Here is a 23,349-nt window from a genome sequence, read left to right on the forward strand (position 1 = left end):
TCTCAAGCCTATGAAATATAATAATTGGATGCGCTGGTTTGCGCCAGGCATTAATATTAAGCGGTGGCTATTCCTATTTTCTTTAGGCACGATTTGGCTGGTAGTGGGTGTCCTTATGATGATGAACTACCAGTGGATTAGCAACTTTGAAGATATTTTCTTAGAATTTTTATTCCATCTTACAGGCTCCTATAACTATACGGTCATAGCCAGTCTTGGTTTAGCAGGTATTGTGGCGGGTATGGTAGCTATGTTGTGGGGGATACGTAAGCTCATTCAGACCATTGTGAATGCGATTTTGCCTAATACAGAAGATGGTGTGAGTGATTATATTTTTGAAAAAATTCGCTTAGGACAAGGACCAAAAATCGTAGTAATTGGTGGTGGTACAGGATTGTCTATGCTATTGCGAGGGCTAAAAAGTAAAACCACGAATTTAACCGCTATTGTTACAGTAGCAGACGATGGAGGTTCTTCTGGTCGGTTACGAGAAGATTTTCAAATGATTGCTCCTGGAGATTTACGCAACTGTTTAGTAGCATTAGCGGAAAAAGAAGGACTTATGGAAGAACTATTCCAGTATCGATTTACTAAAGGAGCAGAATTATCGGGCCATAGTTTTGGGAATTTATTCTTAACAGCAATGACTCAAGTGCTGAAAGATGATGTGGAAAAAGCCTTAGAAGCCTCTAGCAAGATCTTGCGAGTTCGGGGACGTGTTATTCCATCATCTACAGAAGAAATCAAACTGATTGCTAAATTGACGGATGGTACCATCGTAGAAGGGGAAAGTAATATCCCTAATGCGGGTAAGCCAATTGCGAAGGTCTATACTGAGCCACATAGACCATCTCCTGTAGGAGCTGCCTTGCAAGCTATTGATGAAGCCGATGCCATCATTTTAGGCCCGGGCAGTTTATATACTTCGGTAATGCCGAACCTATTAATTGATAAGGTAGCGGATCACATTGCTAACTCTAAAGCGGCTAAGATTTATATTTGCAATGTGATGACGCAGCCAGGTGAAACAGATGGGTATACTGTGTCTGACCATGTGAAAGCCATTGAAGCACATAGTGAGGTGGGAATTATCGATACAGTTCTTGTGAATGATAACAGAATCCAAGATGCCACATTAGAACACTATAAACAAGCGGGGCAAGAACCAGTAGACGTAGATATGGATGTGTTGCAATCGATGGGGATTCGGACAGTTCGTGCAAATCTTGTAGATAGTCAAGATAAAGCGGTCCACAATTCTGAACGGTTAGCGAAAGTGGTCATGGATGTTGTCTTTGCTTTGCAGACGGATATTGAACCGCACATTTTAGAATATTACTTACAGCGAGAAGATCATTAAGTATGAAAGTAGAGCCTCTAGAGGCTCTATTTTCTAGTAGAAATAGTAAAGGAGAGGCTATGTCATTTGCAGAAGATGTAAAAAATGAATTGTGCCAATTTAAAACAGAAGATGCGTGGGCATCCAAGGTAGAGGCCTCTTGTTTATTACGGATGGGTGGGTCCATTTTACTAGGTATGCAAGGACGCGTAGGGGTACGTTTGGTGACGGCCAATAATGCAGTAGCTAGACGAGTGCTAGGAATTATTAAAGAACAGTATGATTTACCTACTTCTGTGCTAGTGCGTAAAGGGCTAAACCTACGCAAAAAGAACATGTATACGTTGACGGTAGAGCCTACAGAACAGAGTCGTCTTGCGTTAGAGGAGTTACAATTATGGCCTGTGGATGCTATGATTCCAGATGAATGGTTAAAAGACATGGAATCACGAAGAGCTTTTTTGCGAGGCGCTTTTTTGGGATGCGGGTCTGTTAATAAGCCACAAAGTGACTATCATTTGGAGTTTATGACTACAAAGGAAGACTTTGCAGATCAAATTATTCGTGTCTTAAAAATGTTCCGATTACATGCTCGAAAGGTAGAGCGAAAAGAGGAGTTTGTAGTATATTTAAAAGAAGGGGATGCGGTGACCTCCTGTTTACAAATTATGGGAGCTCAATCAGCCCTGATGAATTTTGAAAATGTACGAATTATGAAAGATGTACGTAATACCATTAATCGTCAAGTAAACTGTGAAACAGCAAATTTACAAAAAACGGTGAATGCAGCAGTGCGTCAATTAGATGCAATACGTATTATTGATAAACATCAAGGTCTCAACTCCTTGCCAGTTCGTCTTTATGAGGTAGCTATATTACGTCAAGAATTTCCGGATGGTAGTTTGCAAGAATTGGTAGATGCCTATGAAACAAAGTACAAACGAGAATTGACAAAATCTGGTATTGGACATCGTTTACGTAAATTAGAAGCCCTCGCCTTACAGTGGGAGCCAGAGGGGCTTATGATAGAATAGAGGTAGTATGAAATTAATGAATCGAATACAATGGAAACAATGGTTATTAGGGAGCATTTTAACAGTACTTGGGCTAGGCACTACGTATGGACAAGTACCGAGAACGGTAAATATTGATGAGTATACATTTACACCCTTAGAAGTGAAAACCGTTAAGGAGATAGATACTTTATTATTGTCCGATAGTCCGGAATATGTAAAAGAGCCGGGGATTGTAGCGGCAGGTACACTGAGAGGAAATAGCCGTATTTACTTTTATCATGTGAACGAACGAACAGAACCTATGAAAGTAGGTATTTTGTTGGAAAATAAGGGGAATGTTCCAGCTTTTGTAGAAATAGAACGATCTATTTATGCAAAACCAAGCCCAGACTATTTTAAAGTGGGACGAGAGCTTTCGAAAAAAGAACTGAATAGTACTGCATTAGACTTAGGTGCTTGGGCTAATGAAGGCGTAACTATCCCAGTTCGCTCTAAAGCAGTGCAACAAGAAATCAAAAAACAAAAAGAGAATCTTGCACAATCGAAGAAGCTAAAGACAAAAAGAATTGAAGAAGAAATTAAAAAGGATGCTGCATCCCGAACTATTTCGTTAGTATCACAAGATACTAGTGGTACAGAATTTGTATTGCGTCCTGGGGAAGTGCGCCCTATTTTTACTGAGTTGGAAAAAGTTCTCATAAAAAAAGATGATTTATTCAGTGGTATTATCGATTTTTCTACTACGGAACCAGTATATGCATCTGTGGCGGTGATGGAACCTAAGTCAACAGTTACGTATGGCTTGCCTTTATTGCCAATTCATCCTATAGATGAAGTAGAGTTACGGGGTACTTATGAAGGAATGCGTCGATTCCATGTGGTGGAACCGCAGTTTAATAGTGAGGCAGGTCCAGCTAGTTTTGAAATTGCAAATGATCGAGAAGATGCCTTTATTAGTGGTGTTGATGAGACTAGTAACAATAAGCTGGTGAAAAACAAAGGTAATTATGGTATTTCTAATGTATATGTGTTACGCACAGAAGGAAACACTCCCTATGCCTTGTATTTTAATCCATTAGGTGGTGCTTTTAGTGGCACATTCAGGATTACATCTTCTAAAGGTGTACGCACCTATGATGTGCCTGTAAAAGGTCCGTATTTGGGACATGAAACTATTTATGACACACAGCTATTAGATGTATTTGATAGACCAGAAGATTTACTATTAGAATACATGTCACCAGGGGCGTCTAATTTGCCTGTTAGATTTTTGTTGATTCCACAAATTTCGGAACATGAGAATACAGATGGTAAGACATCGCAGTATATTACTAATTTAGTGAATAAAATTTTAGGAAAATAATCAAGTTTTTATATAAATAATCTAAAAAGATATCTTGAATTAAACTGAATATAAATTATTTTATATGAACAATTATTCCTATTAATATGCGAAACTATGCAAATTGAAATTTCGCTGTTTAATTTAAAATAATCTAAAACGACAAATTTTATATTGACAATCGTTGCCAACTATACATATAATGAGTATTAGAAATGATACTCAGATTAAAGTAGGCGATGTAATTCGGCAAAGAGGCCCATTTGTTAGTCGTATGAGACAACAAGTGGGCTTTTTTGAAAGGAGGAACATGAGTCAAAATAGAATGAATGCTGTCGAAAAGTTCAAACCGAAAGTGATGGATTTAGATATGTTGTCTACCAGAGAGGTAGAACATGGCACTATTTATGAGATGAATACGCCTCAAGGCAAGGCGAAGATGCACAGCTATCCGGTGTTTGGTGGGGTAGAATTAACCTTCCAAGAAGTGACTATGAAAGAAATTCGTCATCGGGCGAAACCTTTAGAAGGTATGTTTGAAATCCATTATTGTAAAGAAGGGCGCATTGAGTGCGCCTTTGATAATGGAAAAGTGTTATATATGGATGAAAATGATATTTCTGTGGGGTGGAAAGAGTCACCTAGTTATGTACACTCTACGAAGTTTCCTACGGCTTTTTACAAAGGAATTAATTTGTCTATTTATATTCCAAAAGCTCAAGAAATGGTCAATAAATTTGTAGGTAATGATAGTATCGATCTGCGAGAAATATGCAATCGGTTCTGTAATGATTTTGAATTTGGCTTTGTATGTCGTAGAGAATCAAGGTTGAGTGATATTTTCAAAAGTTTATATGATGTGCCAATGGAAGTGATGCCAAATTTGTTTCAATTAAAATGCATGGAAATCATCCTGTTGTTAAGTACATTAACGGCTGATTACGATTGTTGTATGCCATATTTTGAACGCAAACATGTAGAAAGTGTGAAACGTATGCACGAATTTTTGATGAAAAATTTAAATCAAAAACCGACTATTGAAGAGTTGGCAAAAACATATGGGTTAGCACCAACGGCATTAAAGAAATGTTTTAAAGGGATTTATGGCAGTAGTATTCATCAGTATGTAAAGCATATGCGAATCAAAAAAGCAGCCAAAGATCTAGTAAATACAAATGATAGTATTCTCAGCATAGCTAATCGATATGGCTATGAAAATGCCAGTAAGTTTGCAGAAGCATTTCGGGTTATTATGGGACATAAACCTAGTGAATATAGGAAAATAAATAAAATGTCGGAATGGATTAAGTAGAAGCTATTTAGAGTAGATTTGAAATTATTAAATTTGATATTATAAGTATAAGCTGATAAAAATTATCATATTTTTTAATGGAGGTAATAATATGGACAGCCTTTTATACATTGTACATTTATTTAACAGCGGTGGATTAGTAATGTATCCATTGGTTATTTTGTCAATCATTGTGATCGCAATTGGAATTGAGCGTTATACGTATTTCAAAGCTAATACTGCATTGCTAAAGGAATTTAGTCATGATGTGTATTTTGCAATAAAAGATAATGATTGGAAGAAAGCGAAAGAGTTATGTGAGGCAAATCAAACGGCAACTGGTCGTATCTTGAATGCAGGATTAACATACTCCAAAAACGAAACAAGTATGAAAAATGCGTTTTCCGAACAAATGATGATTGAAGCCTCTCATTTAAAAATTCACTTAGATTACTTGAGCGCTATCGTAACAATTTCTCCATTATTAGGTTTATTAGGTACAGTATCTGGTATGATTGGCACGTTCAGTGTATTGGATAATGGTGCTGGTGCATCCGCTATTTCTGGCGGCGTTGGTGAAGCCTTGATTGCCACAGCTACTGGTTTGTTAGTGGCTATTTTATCATTCTGTGTGTACACATACTTCAGTCATCGTATGGATGCAATTATCAATGATACAGAAACTTTATCTGTAGTATTATTAAATGGTATGAAAGAACAATGGAGTGATTCTCATGTTTCAAAATAGTCGATTAAAAATGAAACCTGAGTTCATGATTGTGCCAATGATCGATATCATTTTCTTCTTACTGGTTTTCTTCATGATGAACAGTATTGAAACGGTGGCACAAAAGTCCTTGGGTGTACAATTACCGCAAGCACAATCAGCAACACAAGTCAAACAAAGTCCTATCATTCTTACATTGGATAAAGAAGGACATATCTTGATTGACTCTAAACCATATAGTATCGATGAAGCTCGTAACTATATTACAAGCAAAATTGGAGAAAATCCAAATACAGCGGTACTATTACAAGCAGATAAAAATACGCAACATGGATTCGTGGTTGCCATTATGGATATGCTAAAAACGATTGGGGTTAAGAAGTTCTCAATTGCTGCTAGCTAGAAAGGATGACACATGGAACAATATATTTCCTGGAAAAAATCCTACATAATCTCTGTTGTAATCCACATTGTCCTAGCTGTTGTGTTAGGTATTGCTTTAGTATCCGTAGTAGAGCATAAACAAACCGAAAATGCTTTTGAAATTGACATGTCTATTTCCGACGATTTAAAAGCATCCGCAGGTGGCGGTGGCGGTGGCGGCGGGGTATCTTTCCCTCAACCACTTTCACAAGAAGTTGTACAAGCTAAAGTACAAGCAGCGCAACAAAGTTTATCATCTCCGGTGCCAGTTGATGATGCTGTGAATGTGCCAACATCTACCAACGCAGCTACAGGTGCAAGTGATGGAACATCTACAAACCAAGGTACTGGTGGTGGATCTGGTGGCGGTAACGGAACAGGAAACGGTACTGGCGATGGTAGCGGTAACGGCTCTGGTAGCGGTGGTGGATCTGGCTCTGGCAGTGGCGGAGGTAATGGAGATGGTGTAGGTACTACATCTGGTAATGCACCGTTTGACTGGGCAGGATTTGTGGCTACTGTACAAGCCCAAGCACAAGGTACGTACCCTGCAATGGCAGTAAAACGTAACTTACAAGGTAGTGTTACAGTTAGCGTAACCATTGATGCGAGCGGTAATATAGCCTCTGTTTCGGCAGGTGGCGGACCTGGTATTTTAAACAGTCATACCCAAGATGTTGTCTATGGCATAGGCAATTATCCAAATGGTAGTGGCTCATCAGTATCAAATACATTCACAGTGTACTACACTTTGAATGGTGACTAGTGCAAAGGCACAAGAAATAATTCAGGAGGAATTATGGATTTAAAAAGTTTATTTGACTCCATGTCGGAGGAACAACGTAATATTCAACTTGGTTTTGATACGGCAACGCCGTTGACGCATGCTTTTACAAGCAAACGTGCGGTACATGCTGGTCTAAGTGGTCGTCCTTTAGAAAAGGATGAGGCACAACGTGTATGGAATGAATTAATGCAACAACCGCCTGTTCCAGGGCAAATGCAAACGGCATATATTCATATTCCATTCTGTCAAACTAAATGTACGTACTGCGGATTCTATCAACATGCTACGAATCAAGATGCAGAAGATAAATATGTAGATATGTTATTGAAAGAAATGCAAATGGCTGCCGATCAACCACGGTTCCGTGATGGTTTGATTCACACTATCTTTATTGGTGGTGGTACGCCAACATCATTATCTGCTAATAATGCAAAACGCATGTTGTCTGCCATCCAAGAATATTTCCCGTTGGCCAATGACTATGAGTTGACATTAGAAGGTCGTATTCACGACTTGGTGCCTGAAAAAATGGATGTATGGATGAGCCATGGTGTCAACCGTATGTCCTTAGGGGTACAGTCTTTCCATACTCACGTACGACGTCAATTGGGACGTTTAGATGATCAAGATACAGTGTTGTCTCGATTAGAACAATTAAAAGCATACCAACAATGTTCTGTAATTGTGGATTTAATCTATGGTTTACCAGATCAAACGATGGATGTGTGGATGGAAGACTTAAAAATTCTTGAACAATCCGCAGCAGATGGTATGGACTTATATCAATTAAATGTGTTTGAAAATAGTGATTTACAAAGCTTAATTGAACGCGGTAAAGTAAGCCCAGCAGCTACCACTAAAGAACAAGCATTAATGTATGAGGCAGCTGTAAAATACTTGATGAAACGTGATTTTACACGTTTAAGTGCAGCTCATTGGAGCCGTGCACCGCGTGAACGCTCTATGTACAACACTATGGCGAAAGCGGGATACCCAATGTATCCATTTGGTTGTGGTGCTGGTGGTAATTTAGGTGGATACATGACAATGTTACACCGTGTATTGCCTCCATATGAGGCTCTTGTAGAAGAAGGTAAAAAACCATTTATGGTTCTCATGAAACAATCTGAACTACAAGAATTCTCTAATTATGTAATTAGTTCCTTGGAACGAGGTGTTTTAAATCTAGACACTTTGATCGAAATGGATTCAAAATTAGAGGACTTACGTTGGTTGCTTGATACTTGGGTAACTCGTGGTTTGATGGAATATAATGGCGTATTATATCGCTTAACAACGGCTGGTGGATTCTGGAATGTCAATATTACACAAACCGTTATTGAATGTGTTCAGTACATCTTAACGGGTGAAAGCACATTGTTACATGAAAATATTGCGGCTCAAAACCATGGTGGTAGACCAAAAGATCATCCACATGTAGGTGGTCATCCTGAAGGTGTGGCGAAACATCCACAGGGAACAGGCGGTCATCCAGCAGGTGTTCCAAAAGGACATCCAGAAGGAGTACCAATGGGAGGACATCCAGCGGGAGTGGCGAAACATCCACACGGAGCAGGTGGTCATCCAGCAGGCGTTCCGAAAGGACATCCGGAAGGAGTACCGATGGGAGGACACCCAGCAGGCGTGCCTAAACACCCACATGGGGCAGGCGGACATCCAGCGGGCATTCCAAAAGGGCATCCTACAGATATGGAAACTACACGTGCTCATGGCACAGTAGGACATAGTCCATTTAAGAAAAATATTTAGGTAGTATCTATTACAGGTGAACTCCTACACACCTTACCAAACCAAACAATATAGTTTCCTGTAATAGTTCTATAGCCACTCATAGAGTGGAATCAGGTATACCAGGTCAAAGTTGGTAGGCTGCATCATACTATAGTACGTTTAAAATCACTTCAGTAATGAGAGTGCAGTATCCGCAGGCAATGCCTGCGGATGTATATCTGATAAATGAACATTGTGCCTTAGGCTACAATGTTAGATACAAAAATAATGATATACTATTTATAGTATTTATATGTTATGTAAAAGGAGCGCACTTCCTAGAAGTGTGGAAAATGAATGAAAGCAATCGTAGTTTACTCAAGCCGTACAGGCAATACAAAATTAGTAGCAGAAGCTATGGCAAGTGCTTTGCCTGCTGGTACACCATGTGTATCTGTGAAAGAAGTTCCAGCTGATTTAGCATCTTACGATGTAGTATTTATGGGTTTCTGGGCAGACCAAGGTAACGCTGATAAAGCGGCACAAGCAGTACTTAAAGAAATCACAAATGAAAAAGTAGCTTTATTCTGTACTTTAGGGGTCCCTCCAGTATCTCCTCATGCACAAGAAACTGTAGAAGCAGCTGCGAAACTGTTACCAAATGGTCAAACACCAGTAGGTTACTTCAAATGCCAAGGTAAAGTAGATCCGAAAGTAATCGAAATGATGTACAAAATGTTCCCAGAAGGCCATAACCATGGTAAAAGCCCTGAACGTGATGCACGTCATGCACAAGCTGCATCTCATCCAGATGAAAACGACTTGGCTAATGCAAAAGCATTTGTTGAAGAAGTTATTGCTAAATTATAAGTTTTCTACCTATGTAATAGGTTGCAATATAATAACACTCCGAAAAAGACTGCCAGAAATGGCAGTCTTTTTTATTAGAGGTGATAAGTTCTGATATAAAGTTATACTACAAATTTTATATTTATTCTGAATCAGTTTTTCCTATTGGTAATCAAAGATTTTAATTATATGTAATAGTATAGACCTATAAAAAAAGCGGGAAATTTTGTATAATTAAGGTATGTTTTATTATTCCTTTGAAAGGGGGATCTTTATGCTAGTTTTGTCGGGAATAGTTATTATGATTTTGGGGTTAGCATTTCGATTCAATGCACTGCTTGTCATTTTGCTAGCAGGTATTGTCACAGGTCTAGTTGGTGGTGTAGGATTTCGAGAAACAATAGCTGCTATAGGAAAAGCATTTGTAACTAATCGATATATGTCCTTATTTATACTGATTTTACCAGTAGTAGGGATTATGGAACGTCATGGCTTAAGAGAACGTGCGGGATATTTAATCGGTAAAATTAATGCAGCAACTGCGGGAAGAATATGCATGCTTTATATGTTAATAAGACAAGTAACGGTAGCATTTGGTATTTCTTTAGCAGGAATGCCTGCGTTTGTTAGACCTCTTATTGCTCCAATGGCTGAAGCTGCTGCATTACATGGACAAGAAGTTTCACAAGAGACAATTGATAAAATCAGAGCAATGGCGGCTTCTGCTGATAATATTGGAAACTTTTTCGGCCAAAATATTTTTATTGCCGCAGGAGGAATATTATTGATAAAAGGAGTTATGGAACAGGCTGGTATTACAATCAATTTAGCAGAAATGATTTTATATTGTATTCCAACAGCTATTACTGCATATATTCTAGCGAGTATTAGATATATCCTTTTTGATAAAAAAGTTAAAGATTTAATTGCTAAAGATACGTTAAGTATATAGAGGGGGTGTATGTATGGAGTTGTTTGGATTACCTGCATTAGAAATTGTTTATATATTAACAGGAATAGTGTTAACTATTGTTGCTATACAATCCTTTAATGATAAAGAGAATACAAAACGTGTAGGAACAGGATTATTTTGGTTAACCTATGCTATTAGTTTTATGTTTGGAAAGTATATACCAGATGAAATTAATGGATGGATGGTAATTTTTATGGCAGCTATAGTGGCTACGAAGCAATTGGGAAAAGGTTTTTATAATGAATCTTCTACAGAAATGAAGCTGTCTGAGTCTAAAAGAATTGGCAATGCCATTTTTGTGCCAGCATTGTTAGTTGGTGTTGTTACATTTTTGGTTGGAATCTATACTAAGCTAGGTGCCTTAGTAGGACTTGGTATTGCTGCGATGGTTGCTCTATTTGTAGCAGTGTTTTTAACACGGGTGTCAATACATCAAGGATTTAATGAAGGTCGTCGCCTGATAGATGCGATTGGGTGGACAGCTATTTTATCACAATTGCTAGCAGCATTGGGTTATGTTTTTGGTATTGCTGGCGTAGGCAAGGTTATTGCTACAGGAATATCAAGTGTAATCCCAGTTGATAATGTTTTTGCGGTCGTGGCTACATATTGCCTTGGTATGGCACTATTTACAATTGTTATGGGAAATGCATTTGCGGCTTTTGCAATGATGACAACGGGTATTGGAATACCTATGTTAATTAATATGCATAATGCAAATCCTGCAATGATAGGGCCAATTGCTATGCTTGCAGGGTATTGTGGAACATTATTGACACCAATGGCAGCAAATTTTAATATTGTGCCAACGGCTTTATTAGAAATGAAGGACCAATATGGGGTTATTAAGGCGCAATGGCCTGTAGCAGTATCTTTATTAGTATTTAACATATTACTTATGTATTATTTCATGGTATTCTAAAGTAATATAATAAAAATAAATACTTGTATAGTCATATTAAGAGGCGGTTAATAATGAAAACAATCTTAGTAACAGGATTTGATCCATTTGGTGGAGAAGCTATAAACCCAGCTTGGGAAGCTGTTAAAGAATTAGAAGGATATATGGTAAACGACTATAAAGTTGTTACAAAAATGGTGCCAACAGTTCGATATGATAGTGTAAATGCTGTAAAACAAGCTATTGAAGAGCACCATCCAGAAGCAATTATGTTAGTAGGACAAGCTGGTGGAAGACCAGATATTACGGTAGAAAGAATTGCTATTAATATAGATGACTTCCGCATTGCAGATAATAAAGGTAACCAACCTAAAGATGAATTTATCGTAGAAAGTGGAGCTCCAGCTTATTTTGCGACATTGCCGATTAAAGATATGGTTAATGGTTTACAACATCAAGGAATTCCAGCTAGTATTTCAAACACTGCAGGTACATTCGTTTGCAATCATATTTTTTATGGTGTAGCACATGAAGTTGCCAATACGAATATTCGTTGTGGATTTGTACATATACCATATTTGCCAGAACAAGTAGTAACTAAGCCGGGTCAACCAAGTATGGCTAAAAATATTGTTGTAGAAGGGCTACAATCTATGGTCAATACAATTTGCAGTGGAAAAAGATATGAAATAATAGATCCTGTGGATTATGTAATTCCACATGATTAGTTATAAGTAATAAAACTTTTAAAATGAATGTGAGGATTTATGCATATGAGCATAATCCCACATTTATTTTTTAAATAATTACATTTAATGATTATTATGGCAATAGATGTATATGCAAGTATGATAATTCGGAGCTTGAGCATAAGGTGGATATATGAAGTTAATTAAACAGAATAAGAGAACATCAATTTTACTAGGTGCAGCATTTCTTATGGCAACTTCATCTATCGGACCAGGATTTATGTTGCAGACAGCAGCATTCACAGCTGAACTTAAAGCGGAATTTGGCTTTGCAATTGTATTATCGATTATTTTTTCTATTATTGCTCAGCTTAATGTGTGGACAATTATTAGTGTATCAGATAAGCGAGGACAAGACATTGCTAATCAAATATTACCAGGACTTGGCTATGTAGTTGCATTCTTAGTAGCCTTAGGTGGATTAATTTTTAATATAGGAAATATTGGCGGAGCATCGATGGCACTCCATATTGTAGCTGGAATTGACATTAATATAGGTGCAGCTATAAGTGGAATTATTACCATGCTCCTCTTTATATTGCCTAAAGCCGAGAATATTCTTGATGGAACTTCTAAAATAATGGGTATGGTAATGATAGCTCTGATTGGATTTATTGCGTACTCTACGCATCCACCGGTAAAATTGGCTATTACACATACGATTATGCCAGACTATATTCCTTGGTTAGCTACCTTGACATTGATTGGTGGAACGGTTGGTGGATATATTACTTTTTCCGGCGGACATAGACTTATAGATGCTAATATTACAGGAAAAGAAAATTTACATCATGTACGCCAATCTGCCTTCTGGGGAATACTAATAGATGCTTTTGTTAGAGTTTTATTGTTTTTAGCTGTTTTAGGAGTGGTGACATCAGGCGCGATATTGGATCCTAAGGATCCAATAGGAAGCACATTTTTAATAGCTGCAGGTTCATTTGGGTATATGATTTTTGGAATTATATTTTTGTGCGCATCTTTGACTTCTATTTTAGGCGCCGCATATACTTCTATTTCTTTTTGTAAAACCCTATTTCCTATAATAAATAAATATGAAAAAAGTGTTATTATGCTCTTTATTGCGATCTCAACGTTTATTTTAATTTTTATAGGAAAGCCAGTATCATTAATGATTGTAGCAGGTACAGTGAATGGATTTATCTTACCAATCACATTATCTGTTATGTTGATTGCTACTCGTAGAAAGGATATAGTCGGAGACTATTTACATCCGAAAGTCTTATATTATCTAGGTTGGGTTGTTGTTTTAATTACAGCCTATATTGCAGTAATATCTGTGCATAGTATTTTTAAATTATTTTGACTTTTTGAGATTAAAAATACTATTTTGTAAATTAATTAATCATTTTGTATGTTCCTGTTAGCATAGTAAAAGTAACAGAAATATCTTGACGTATAAGCGTCCTTGCTTTATAATACTTATAAGCTTAATGAATCGGTACGAGAGACCGAAGAGCGTAATTTGAACCTTTTAAATTAGTCCTGTGAGGCTAGTAAGGGAACGTAGTAGGAGTACTTTACCTATATCTATAGGTGTGCTCTATAATAGAATCACTATAACTATGCGACCTCTTGCCTTACGGCAAGGGGTCTTTTTGCGTGTAATAGAAGTACTACAAAGGAGGCTATGATGGGAGAAATCAGCTTAAAAGGTAAGCACCTATTAGGACTGCAAGGTCGGTCAAAAGAAGAAATTGAACTCATTTTACGTGTAGCTAAAAAAATGAAAAAAATTGTTTTATCGGACAATAAGAAACATCCATTATTAAAAGGCAAATCTATTATTAACTTGTTTATGGAGAATAGTACACGTACAAGAAGTTCTTTTGAGTTAGCAGGTAAATATTTAGGGGCTGATGTCATCAACATTTCCAAGAGCGGTAGCTCTATGGCAAAAGGGGAAAGTTTCCGTGACACATTATTAACGATGTCTTATATGGGAACAGACGCCATCGTAATGCGCTCTAGTGAAGAAGGAGCTCCTTTATATGCCACAAAATGTGTGGATCCAATTATTATCAATGCTGGAGATGGAGCTCATGAACATCCAACACAAGCCTTATTAGATATGTACTCTATCTTAGAACATAAACCTACATTAGAAGGTTTAAAAGTAGTTATCATAGGCGATATCATGCACAGCCGTGTAGCGCGCTCCAATATTTATGGATTAAAAACAATGGGTGCTGACGTGCATCTAGCTGGTCCACGTACTTTAGTATACCCAGAACTAGAAAAATTGGGTGTTACAGTTCATCATGATGTACGTGAAGCTGTGAAAGATGCAGATGTGGTAAACGTATTGCGTATCCAATTAGAACGGATTCACTCCGCGTTATACCCAAGTAATCGTGAATATGCACGTATCTTTGGTATTAATAAATCTGTGTTAGAAAATGCAAAAGATGATGTATTAGTATTGCATCCAGGCCCAATGAATAGAGGTCTCGAAATTGCGCCAGATGTGGCGTATGGTGATGCATCAGTAATCCAAGAACAGGTGCGTAATGGTGTAGCCATCCGTATGGCGATTTTATACTTAACAATTATCGGAGGTGACGGTAGTGAGCTTGCTGATTAAAAATGGTACGGTAGTTAACCCGGCAAAAGGACAACATGAAGTAGCAGATATTCTTGTAGAAAATGGTGTAATTGCAGCAATTGGACAAAATTTACAAGCGAATCAAGCAGAGGTATACGATGCAACAGGTCTTATCGTAGCTCCTGGATTAATTGACATTCACACGCATTTGCGTGAACCAGGTCAAGAAGCAAAAGAAGACTTTCACAGTGGTACGCAAGCGGCAGCAGCAGGTGGATTTACACGTGTTGTAACTATGGCAAATACAAACCCTGTTGTGGATAATGCTCCACTAGTACGTGGATTGCGTAAACAAGCTGAATTGACAGGGGTAGTAAAAGTAGATTTTATGGGCGCTGTGTCTAAAGGGTTGCAAGGAAAAGAACTTGCAGAAATGGGTGATATGGCAGAAGCTGGTGTAGTAGGTTTCTCCGATGACGGACATTATGTAGAAAGTGCTGCTTTCATGCGTCGTGCTTTAGAATATTCATCCATGTTTGGAAAAATGGTTGTAGACCATGCAGAAGAATGTAGCTTAACTTGTGAAGGTCACATGCATGAAGGTATCGTTTCCTATGAAATGGGTGTAAAAGGTCGCCCAGCTGTGGCAGAAGATTTAGCGGTAGCTCGTGATATTATGCTAGCAGAAATGACTGGTGGACATATCCATATTGCACATGTGAGTACAAAAGAAGCTGTCGATCAAGTACGCCGTGCGAAAGCAAAAGGAATCAAAGTAACTTGTGAAGTAACAAGCCAACATTTAGTATTCACAGATGAATATTTACGAGATTATAATCCAGACTTTAAAATGGCTCCGCCAATTCGTTCTGAAGATCATCGCCAAGCGTTGTTAGAAGCATTACAAGATGGCACAATTGATGCAATAATTACGGACCATGCACCACATGCGTACGAAGAAAAAGATGTGGAATTCTGCTGTGCAGCGAATGGTTTCACAGGATTGGAAACATCCTTTGCGGCAGTAATTACACATGTATTAAAAACAGGTATCCTCACAATTGATGAAATCATCAATTTAATGAGTACTAAACCAGCTCAATTAATCGGAGTAGACGGAGGCGTACTTGAAGTAGGTAAACCTGCAGATATCTCAGTCCTTTCTTTAGATGAAACTTGGACTGTAGATAGAAATAAATTCTACACTCGTGGTAAATCATGCCCATTTGATGGTATGACAGTCACTGGTAAAGCAAAATTAACAGTAGTAGATGGACAAGTTGTAATGAAAGACGGGGTTGTAATCGGGTGACAGGTAAACTGGTATTAGAAAATGGAACTATCTTTGAGGGCACATTGCTGGGGGGCATGCCAATCGTTGGCGAAGTAGTGTTTAATACAGGAATGACGGGATATCAAGAAATTTTAACAGATCCGTCATATGCAGATCAAATTATTACTTTAACTTACCCATTAGTAGGCAATTATGGTGTCACACGTGAGGTAGATCAATCTTCTAAGCCCTATTGCAAGGCAATGATTGTAGGAGAATTGTGTACGTTCCCTAGTAATTGGCAAAATGAGGGGACATTTGAGGAATATATGAGAAGCCATGGTATTCCATGTTTATATAATGTGGATACACGTGCAATTACACGTGCTATCCGCAGCCATGGCGTGATGAAAGGGGTTATTTGCCCAACAGATACACCACAAGAGAAAATCGATGCTTTATTAGCGCAACCACTAGCGACAGATCACATTATGCGTGTTACCACAAAATGGGAAGGTCGCCGTGGTCAAGATACAGCTGAGTTTCATGTAGCTGTGTACGATTTCGGTGTGAAAGAAAATATTCTTCAATCTTTGGAAAACGAAGGGTGTCGATTGACAATTTTCCCAGCTCATACAAAAGCTGAAACAGTGATGGCTTGCAATCCTGATGGAATCTTCTTGTCCAATGGACCGGGAGACCCGAAAGACGTACCTGAAATTGTTGAAGAAATAAAAAAATTAGTAGGCCAAAAACCTATTTTTGGTATTTGCATGGGACATCAACTGATTGCTCGTGCATTTGGTGGTGAAACGTATAAGTTGCGTTTTGGTCATCGTGGATCTAACCATCCAGTAAAAGATTTAGATACGAATCGTGTTCATATTACCTCTCAAAATCATGGTTATGCAGTTGATGAAGCAAGCCTAGAGGGTTCTGGATTGCGCGTATCCCATCGCAGTGTGAATGATGGTACTGTAGAAGGATTAGTGCATAGTGAATTGCCGATTATGTCGGTACAATATCACCCAGAAGCATCTCCGGGGCCAACTGATAATGTATATTTGTTTGAACGTTTTAAAACATTGATGAGAAGAGGTTAATGATGGAAAAGAAAAAAGTTCTTGTAATTGGTTCTGGTCCAATTATTATCGGGCAGGCAGCTGAGTTTGATTATGCAGGCACACAGGCTTGTCAATCTCTTCGTGAAGAAGGTTATGAAGTTGTATTAGTGAACTCTAATCCGGCTACTATCATGACAGACCGTGATATTGCGGACCGCGTTTATATTGAACCGATTTCTTTGGAGTTTGTTACAGAGATTATCCGTAAAGAACGCCCATATGGTGTGTTGGCTACATTAGGTGGACAAGTTGGCCTCAATATGGCGGTGGAACTGTCAGAGGCAGGAGTCCTTAAGGAGTATAATGTAAAATTATTAGGTACTACTTTAGAGGCTATCAAACAAGCGGAAGACCGTGAACTGTTTAAAGAAGCGATGAAGCGTATCAATCAACCTGTGCCAGAATCTGATATTTTCAGTGATGTGACAGAGGCAGTGGATTTTGCCAATCGTATTGGATACCCTATCATCATCCGTCCTGCCTATACATTAGGTGGTACAGGTGGCGGTATTGCTCATAACGAAGAAGAAATGTACATGATTGCCCTTCGTGGGATTAAGCTTAGTCCAATCCATCAGATTCTTGTAGAAAGATCCGTAGCTGGTTGGAAAGAAGTAGAATACGAAGTAATGCGTGACTGCGCAGATAACTGTATCATTGTATGTAATATGGAGAACATCGACCCAGTAGGGGTGCATACAGGCGATTCTGTAGTAGTGGCACCATCGCAAACGTTGAATGATACACAATACCAAATGTTGCGTACGGCTTCGGTTGATATCATTCGCTACCTTGAAATCGAAGGTGGCTGTAATGTGCAATATGCCTTGGACCCATATAGTAATCAATACTATGTTATCGAAGTAAATCCTCGCGTGTCTCGTTCTTCTGCATTAGCTTCTAAGGCAACGGGATATCCCATTGCTAAGGTAGCAGCTAAGGTTGCTATCGGCATGACCTTAGATGAAATTACAAATGCCGTTACAGGAGAAACTAAAGCGTGCTTTGAACCATCCTTGGACTATGTGGTAACAAAATTTCCTCGTTGGCCATTTGAAAAATTTAATTTGGCAGACCGTACGTTGGGAACACAAATGAAAGCCACTGGCGAAGTTATGGCTATCGACAGAACCTTAGAAGGTTCTCTATTAAAAGCCATTCGTTCTCTAGAAATTGGATTAGATCATATTGAACTGAAAAAGATTGCTCATGAAACGCCTGAGCAACTGATTGAACGATTGCAATTAGTGGATGATGAACGTCTCTATGTTATCGCTCAAGCTCTTCGTGTGGGTATTAGTGTAGAGAAAATCTGCTACATTACAAAAATTAATTCTTTCTTCATCAATAAAATTAAAAATATTATATTAGTAGAAAAAGATTTGGCTACTAATGGTGTAACAAAAGAAAATCTAAAAACTGCGAAACGTTATTCCATTCCTGATCAAGTGATTGCTAGATATGCAAATTGTAGTGCTGAAGAAGTGTTGGCAAAACGCAATGAATGGAATATTCATCCAATCTATAAATACGTAGATACCTGTGCCGCAGAATTTGAAGCGCACACACCATATTATTACAGTGCCTATGCCATAGAAGATGAAGTAGTACCACGTGGTGAAAACAGCGTTATCGTTCTTGGTTCCGGTCCAATTCGTATCGGACAAGGGGTAGAGTTCGATTATTGCTCTGTTCATTCCTCATGGGCATTACGTAAAGCTGGTATGAAATCTATCATTATTAACAACAACCCAGAGACAGTAAGTACAGATTTTGATACATCTGATAGCTTGTACTTTGAACCGTTGACAGTAGATGATGTGATGGAAATTATCCGCAAGGAGAATCCAGTAGGGGTTATCGCTCAGTTCGGTGGACAAACAGCCATTAACTTAGCAGGACCGTTGGCTGCAAGAGGTGTAAATATTCTAGGTACATCTGTAGACAGCATCGATATGGCAGAAGACCGTGAACGTTTCGATGAATTGTTGGCAAAATTGGAAATTCCTCGTCCAGTAGGGGCGTTGGTGACTAGCGATGAAGAAGCCTTAGAAGCAGCAAAACGCTTACAATATCCATTGATTGTCCGTCCGTCTTATGTACTAGGTGGTCGTGCTATGGAAATTGTATATAATGACCAAGAATTAGATCGTTATATGAAAGAAGCTGTAGTAGCATCGAAAGATCACCCAGTGTTAATCGACCGCTACATGGTAGGCATGGAAGTAGAAGTAGATGCGATTTCTGATGGTATCGATGTATGCATTCCGGGTATTATGGAACAAGTGGAACGAGCAGGGGTACACTCTGGTGATTCTATTGCGGTATATCCAGCACAACATTTGTCGGAAGAGTTGACGAATCAAATTGTAGACTATACTCGTCGCATTGCTCAAGGGTTGCAGGTAAAAGGGGTACTCAATATCCAATATATTGTGGTCAATGATGAGTTACATGTTATCGAAGTAAACCCTCGTTCTAGCCGTACAGTGCCTTTCATTAGTAAAGTAACCGGTATCAACATGGTGGAGTATGCAACACGAATTGCTTTAGGAGAAACCTTGGAAAGCTTGGGATTACCAACTGGATTAGTGCCAGCCCGTCCACATGTGGCTGTAAAAGCACCAGTATTCTCCTTCTCAAAAATGGGGTTGGTAGAAATTGCACTAGGACCAGAAATGAAATCTACTGGAGAAGTAATGGGAATTGGCCGTACTTATGCAGATGCCTTGTTCAAAGCGATTCACGGAGCCAATATGCGCATTCCAGATAAAGGCAATATTTTGATGACCGTAGCCGATCGTGATAAAGAAGAAGCAGCCCGTTTGGCAAAAGGTTTTATCGAATTGGGGTACCACATTCAAGCTACAGGTGGTACTGGTCGTTATTTCACAGAACACGGTGTAGATTGCACTATAGTGAATAAGCTATCTGAAGGTAGTCCAAACTGTGCAGATGCTATTCGTGAAGGTAAAGTAGATTTGGTGCTAAATACCCTAACCTATGGTAAACAACCAGAACGAGAGGGATTCCAATTGCGTCGTTTAGCTGTAGAAATGGGCGTACCATGCTTAACATCTTTGGATACAGCTCGTGAAGTATTACATGTTGTAGCTAGTCGAGCTACCGCAGGTGATGCTATTACAGTGGATGCAGTGCAAGATTATGAAATGGAGTAATCATAAATGAGTGGATATGTAGAAATGGGTCGAGTGATTCATAACACCCAAATAGGCAGTGATGTATGGAGAATGTCCATATATGCACCCAAACAAGCAAAAGAGGCACAACTAGGACAGTTTTGCAATGTTCGCGTCACAGGGGGCACAGCTCCCTTGTTGCGCAGACCTATCAGTTATGCCGGCTTTGATGCCGAAGCAGGTACCATCGACTTATTATATCGTGTGGTAGGTAAAGGTACAGAGATTATGACTCAGCTACGAGAAGGGGATACCTTAGATTGCTTGGGACCATTAGGTCAAGCTTTTACCACTGCAGACCGCATGTTATTAGTGGGTGGTGGTGTTGGAATTGCGCCTATGCTATGTATCGCTGATCGGTTACAACCAGGTCAAGAGGCTCATGTGATATTAGGATTCCGTAATGCAAGTGAATCATTTTGGGCTGATTTATTTAAAGATAGTCCTGTGACTGTACACATCACCACAGATGATGGCTCACTGGGTACTAAAGGATATCCTACGTCTGTGATGGAAACGCTGATGAGAGAAGAGCAGTTTCATGCGGTCTTGACATGTGGTCCTACACCAATGATGAAAGGGGTAGCCGCTGTAGCTCAACAAATGGGAGTGCCTTGCCAAGTGTCCTTAGAGGAACGCATGGGTTGTGGTACCGGTGGTTGCGTAGGCTGTGCATGCCAAGGTAAAAGTGGCACACGATATAAAGTGTGTAAAGATGGTCCTGTATTCCCTGCTGAGGAGGTGTTTTTCTAATGGCTACTGTAGATCCTAAATTAGCAGTGGAGTTCTGTGGTATCTCCATGAAAAATCCTATTGTAGCAGCATCGGGCACTTTTGGGTTCGGATTGGAATATGATGGATATTTAGACCTTGATACAGAGGTAGGGGCGATTTCTGTAAAAGGTTTAACACCTACTCCTCGACCTGGTAATGCTGGTGTACGTATCGCTGAAACACCATCTGGGGTGTTGAACTGTATCGGATTAGAAAATCCAGGAGCAGAAGCATTCGTAGCAGATATATTGCCAAATTTAAAACAATATGATGTGCCAATTTTTGCCAATATCTCTGGTAATACACTGGAAGAGTACGAATATATGGCAAAAACATTGACCGTCGAAGGTGTAGCAGCCTTAGAGGTCAACATTAGTTGTCCTAATGTAAAATGCGGAGGTATGGCATTTGGTGTGCAGGCGGAGAGTGCGGCTGCTGTATGTAAAGCGGTAAAAGGGCATACAGATTTGCCAGTAATTATGAAATTATCACCCAATGTAACAGATATCGTAGAGATTGCTCGTGCTGTAGAAGCGGCAGGTGCAGATGGTATCAGTATGATTAATACCCTATTAGGGATGTCTGTAGATCTACGGACTCGTAAACCATTATTGGGGAATATCTATGGTGGTTTATCTGGTCCAGCTGTGAAACCAGTGGCATTGCGCTTAACACATCAAGTGGCACAAGCTATTGAAATCCCAATTATGGGGGGCGGCGGCATCATGACTGGTGAAGATGCCTTAGAATTTATGCTAGTAGGAGCTGACATCGTGTCTGTGGGGACGGCAACGATGGTAGATCCACGAGCTATTGGCATCATCGCTAGTGAAATGAGTGCTTATTGTGAAAGCCAACACATCGATCATGTATCGAACTTAGTTGGTGGTATTATTATGCCTTAATAAGAGAAAATGTATATCTCCTGTAATAGGTTTATAGTGTCAGCAATACATCTAAAATCAGAGTGGTTATCAGGAAATATATCGATACAGGGAAAGCCTTAAAGAAGAGAACTTTGAATACAATACAGAAAAGGACTGTTCCAGTGAAAGAGACACTGGCAACAGTCCTTTTAGTGTTTAAATTTTATTGAGTAATTCTTCTTTTTTCTGTTGAAATTCTTCGTTGGTTATGGCTCCTAGGTCAAGGAGCTCTTTTAGTTGTTTGATACGAAGGATGGGATCATCCAGGGCTGATACTATATCAGATGTGGTAGTATTCTCTGATGTATCCTCTACTTCAATGGTAGCAGTTTCCACTGGAGGACCTGCATCGATGGCAGCTTTCACAGCAGCTGTATTAACCCATAAGCCACGTTGTTGTTGATCATAATCGTAGGCTACAGTGCCACGAGATTCAATCCAGGCTTGTAAATTTTCATTTACTAAATTAGTCAATACATCTAATGTGGCAAGACAGGTATCTCGACCTTGAATGAGCAAGACTCGATGGGTACGACTCACCTCTTTGTTGTCGATATGATCGATATCTGTATCATAAAACTTAGCACGTGTACCATAGCGACCACGATACGTAAATAGACCTGTTTTTGTGTTGTAAGTAATTTTAACTTGCAATGTATGACCGCCAGGGGCATAGCTTATGATATGGTCTGGAGTTTGCGTGAACCAATCGAAGAGTCCCATAATCACTATCCTTTCTTACGTTTGCTTGGCCAAGGACTAGGAGGTCCGTAGCGATTGTTTCCAGTAGAACCAGGGAAACAAGATAAGAATCCGTGTATAATTACTACAATAATAGTGTGCAGAATATAAATATTCTTTAATGGTAGATATAAATTTGTACAAATAATATACATACCCAATAGTATACCAAGGAGACGACCTGGTAATCCGATGTCATTGAATCGTCGTATGTATAGGGTATAGTATAGAGGGAGCAATATGATATATCCTGCGTAAGCTAATGCTTTGATGCCAAAATAAGCCGGCAATATGACAACTACATCTAATAGTTGTTGGATAAACATATTAAAAATATGCATAGTAGCAGATAAAAATAGTATGCCAATGATAAATTGAAATCGATTCATCCGACCTGATGAATTTAATACGCCATGACTGTGTGGTTCTAGCGCAAGTAAAAGAAAGAGGGCTGCTACACCTACTAGAAATGATAGGCCCATATTAATCAGTATGTCCATAAGGAACCTCCTTATATGCTATGAATAAGTATAGCATAGATTAGGATATATGGCGAACTGTGGTCAAATGGAATGAAATTGAAATAGATTCTTCATTAAAATATTAAAAAAATAGAG

At 38.9% G+C, this 23,349-nt stretch carries 21 protein-coding genes; 19 read left to right on the forward strand and 2 right to left on the reverse strand.

Features of this window, described 5'->3' with window-relative positions; genetic code table 11:
- Positions 1-10 precede the first annotated feature (10 nt).
- The 19 genes from yvcK to HMPREF9200_RS04820 all read left to right on the forward strand — a co-directional run bounded on the left by yvcK (position 11) and on the right by HMPREF9200_RS04820 (position 21,970).
- Positions 11-1,360, forward strand: a complete 1,350-nt coding sequence (gene yvcK, locus HMPREF9200_RS04730) for a uridine diphosphate-N-acetylglucosamine-binding protein YvcK (RefSeq protein WP_038144751.1) — start codon at positions 11-13, stop codon at positions 1,358-1,360.
- 59 nt (positions 1,361-1,419) lie between these two features.
- Positions 1,420-2,373 (forward strand): DNA-binding protein WhiA, encoded by a 954-nt coding sequence (gene whiA / locus HMPREF9200_RS04735; protein ID WP_038144788.1) that lies wholly within the window; start codon positions 1,420-1,422, stop codon positions 2,371-2,373.
- Between the two features lie 7 nt (positions 2,374-2,380).
- Positions 2,381-3,718 (forward strand): hypothetical protein, encoded by a 1,338-nt coding sequence (locus HMPREF9200_RS04740; protein ID WP_038144753.1) that lies wholly within the window; start codon positions 2,381-2,383, stop codon positions 3,716-3,718.
- A 289-nt stretch (positions 3,719-4,007) separates the two neighbouring features.
- On the forward strand, positions 4,008-5,009 hold the full coding sequence (locus HMPREF9200_RS04745) for an AraC family transcriptional regulator (protein ID WP_009353640.1): 1,002 nt from the start codon (positions 4,008-4,010) through the stop codon (positions 5,007-5,009).
- Between the two features lie 91 nt (positions 5,010-5,100).
- Positions 5,101-5,736, forward strand: coding sequence for a MotA/TolQ/ExbB proton channel family protein (locus HMPREF9200_RS04750; RefSeq protein WP_009353689.1), 636 nt, complete (start codon positions 5,101-5,103; stop codon positions 5,734-5,736).
- Positions 5,723-6,118: a biopolymer transporter ExbD gene (locus HMPREF9200_RS04755; protein WP_009353705.1), complete on the forward strand. Its 396-nt coding sequence runs from the start codon at positions 5,723-5,725 to the stop codon at positions 6,116-6,118. The genes HMPREF9200_RS04750 and HMPREF9200_RS04755 overlap by 14 nt, the downstream gene beginning before the upstream one ends.
- A 12-nt stretch (positions 6,119-6,130) precedes the next feature.
- Positions 6,131-6,904 (forward strand): energy transducer TonB, encoded by a 774-nt coding sequence (locus HMPREF9200_RS04760; protein ID WP_009353703.1) that lies wholly within the window; start codon positions 6,131-6,133, stop codon positions 6,902-6,904.
- A 33-nt stretch (positions 6,905-6,937) separates the two neighbouring features.
- Positions 6,938-8,695, forward strand: coding sequence for a heme anaerobic degradation radical SAM methyltransferase ChuW/HutW (hutW, locus tag HMPREF9200_RS04765; RefSeq protein WP_009353669.1), 1,758 nt, complete (start codon positions 6,938-6,940; stop codon positions 8,693-8,695).
- A gap of 318 nt (positions 8,696-9,013) precedes the next feature.
- The gene (locus HMPREF9200_RS04770) at positions 9,014-9,526 is read left to right on the forward strand and encodes a flavodoxin family protein (protein ID WP_009353675.1); all 513 of its coding nucleotides are present in this window, start codon (positions 9,014-9,016) and stop codon (positions 9,524-9,526) included.
- Between the two features lie 253 nt (positions 9,527-9,779).
- Positions 9,780-10,457 carry a DUF969 domain-containing protein gene (locus HMPREF9200_RS04775; RefSeq protein WP_038144755.1) on the forward strand — a complete coding sequence of 226 codons (678 nt, stop codon included), beginning with the start codon at positions 9,780-9,782 and terminating at the stop codon, positions 10,455-10,457.
- Between the two features lie 13 nt (positions 10,458-10,470).
- Positions 10,471-11,400 carry a DUF979 domain-containing protein gene (locus HMPREF9200_RS04780; RefSeq protein WP_009353683.1) on the forward strand — a complete coding sequence of 310 codons (930 nt, stop codon included), beginning with the start codon at positions 10,471-10,473 and terminating at the stop codon, positions 11,398-11,400.
- A gap of 53 nt (positions 11,401-11,453) precedes the next feature.
- A complete protein-coding gene (gene pcp, locus HMPREF9200_RS04785; RefSeq protein WP_009353696.1) occupies positions 11,454-12,107 on the forward strand; it encodes a pyroglutamyl-peptidase I in 654 nt (217 codons plus the stop codon).
- Positions 12,108-12,261: 154 nt separating this feature from the next.
- Positions 12,262-13,455: an NRAMP family divalent metal transporter gene (locus tag HMPREF9200_RS04790; protein WP_009353698.1), complete on the forward strand. Its 1,194-nt coding sequence runs from the start codon at positions 12,262-12,264 to the stop codon at positions 13,453-13,455.
- Positions 13,456-13,782: 327 nt separating this feature from the next.
- Entirely contained in the window at positions 13,783-14,733 is a 951-nt protein-coding gene (locus HMPREF9200_RS04795; RefSeq protein ID WP_009353673.1) for an aspartate carbamoyltransferase catalytic subunit, read from the forward strand.
- Positions 14,717-16,006, forward strand: coding sequence for a dihydroorotase (locus HMPREF9200_RS04800; protein WP_009353651.1), 1,290 nt, complete (start codon positions 14,717-14,719; stop codon positions 16,004-16,006). Before HMPREF9200_RS04795 ends, HMPREF9200_RS04800 begins: the two co-directional genes overlap by 17 nt.
- Positions 16,003-17,070, forward strand: a complete 1,068-nt coding sequence (carA, locus tag HMPREF9200_RS04805; protein ID WP_009353677.1) for a glutamine-hydrolyzing carbamoyl-phosphate synthase small subunit — start codon at positions 16,003-16,005, stop codon at positions 17,068-17,070. The genes HMPREF9200_RS04800 and carA overlap by 4 nt, the downstream gene beginning before the upstream one ends.
- Complete coding sequence (carB, locus tag HMPREF9200_RS04810) at positions 17,070-20,270, forward strand: carbamoyl-phosphate synthase large subunit (protein ID WP_038144758.1); 3,201 nt, start codon at positions 17,070-17,072, stop codon at positions 20,268-20,270. The genes carA and carB overlap by 1 nt, the downstream gene beginning before the upstream one ends.
- Before the next feature lie 6 nt (positions 20,271-20,276).
- The gene (locus HMPREF9200_RS04815; protein ID WP_009353720.1) at positions 20,277-21,044 is read left to right on the forward strand and encodes a dihydroorotate dehydrogenase electron transfer subunit; all 768 of its coding nucleotides are present in this window, start codon (positions 20,277-20,279) and stop codon (positions 21,042-21,044) included.
- On the forward strand, positions 21,044-21,970 hold the full coding sequence (locus HMPREF9200_RS04820; RefSeq protein ID WP_009353691.1) for a dihydroorotate dehydrogenase: 927 nt from the start codon (positions 21,044-21,046) through the stop codon (positions 21,968-21,970). Before HMPREF9200_RS04815 ends, HMPREF9200_RS04820 begins: the two co-directional genes overlap by 1 nt.
- A 177-nt stretch (positions 21,971-22,147) precedes the next feature.
- On the opposite strand, the gene HMPREF9200_RS08080 is transcribed toward HMPREF9200_RS04820, so the two are convergent.
- Positions 22,148-22,714 (reverse strand): SHOCT domain-containing protein, encoded by a 567-nt coding sequence (locus tag HMPREF9200_RS08080; RefSeq protein WP_009353687.1) that lies wholly within the window; start codon positions 22,712-22,714, stop codon positions 22,148-22,150.
- A gap of 5 nt (positions 22,715-22,719) precedes the next feature.
- On the reverse strand, positions 22,720-23,232 hold the full coding sequence (locus HMPREF9200_RS04830; RefSeq protein ID WP_009353721.1) for a DUF805 domain-containing protein: 513 nt from the start codon (positions 23,230-23,232) through the stop codon (positions 22,720-22,722).
- Positions 23,233-23,349 lie beyond the last annotated feature (117 nt).

The sequence above is a fragment of the Veillonella sp. oral taxon 780 str. F0422 genome, assembly GCF_000221605.1.
GTDB lineage: Bacteria > Bacillota > Negativicutes > Veillonellales > Veillonellaceae > F0422.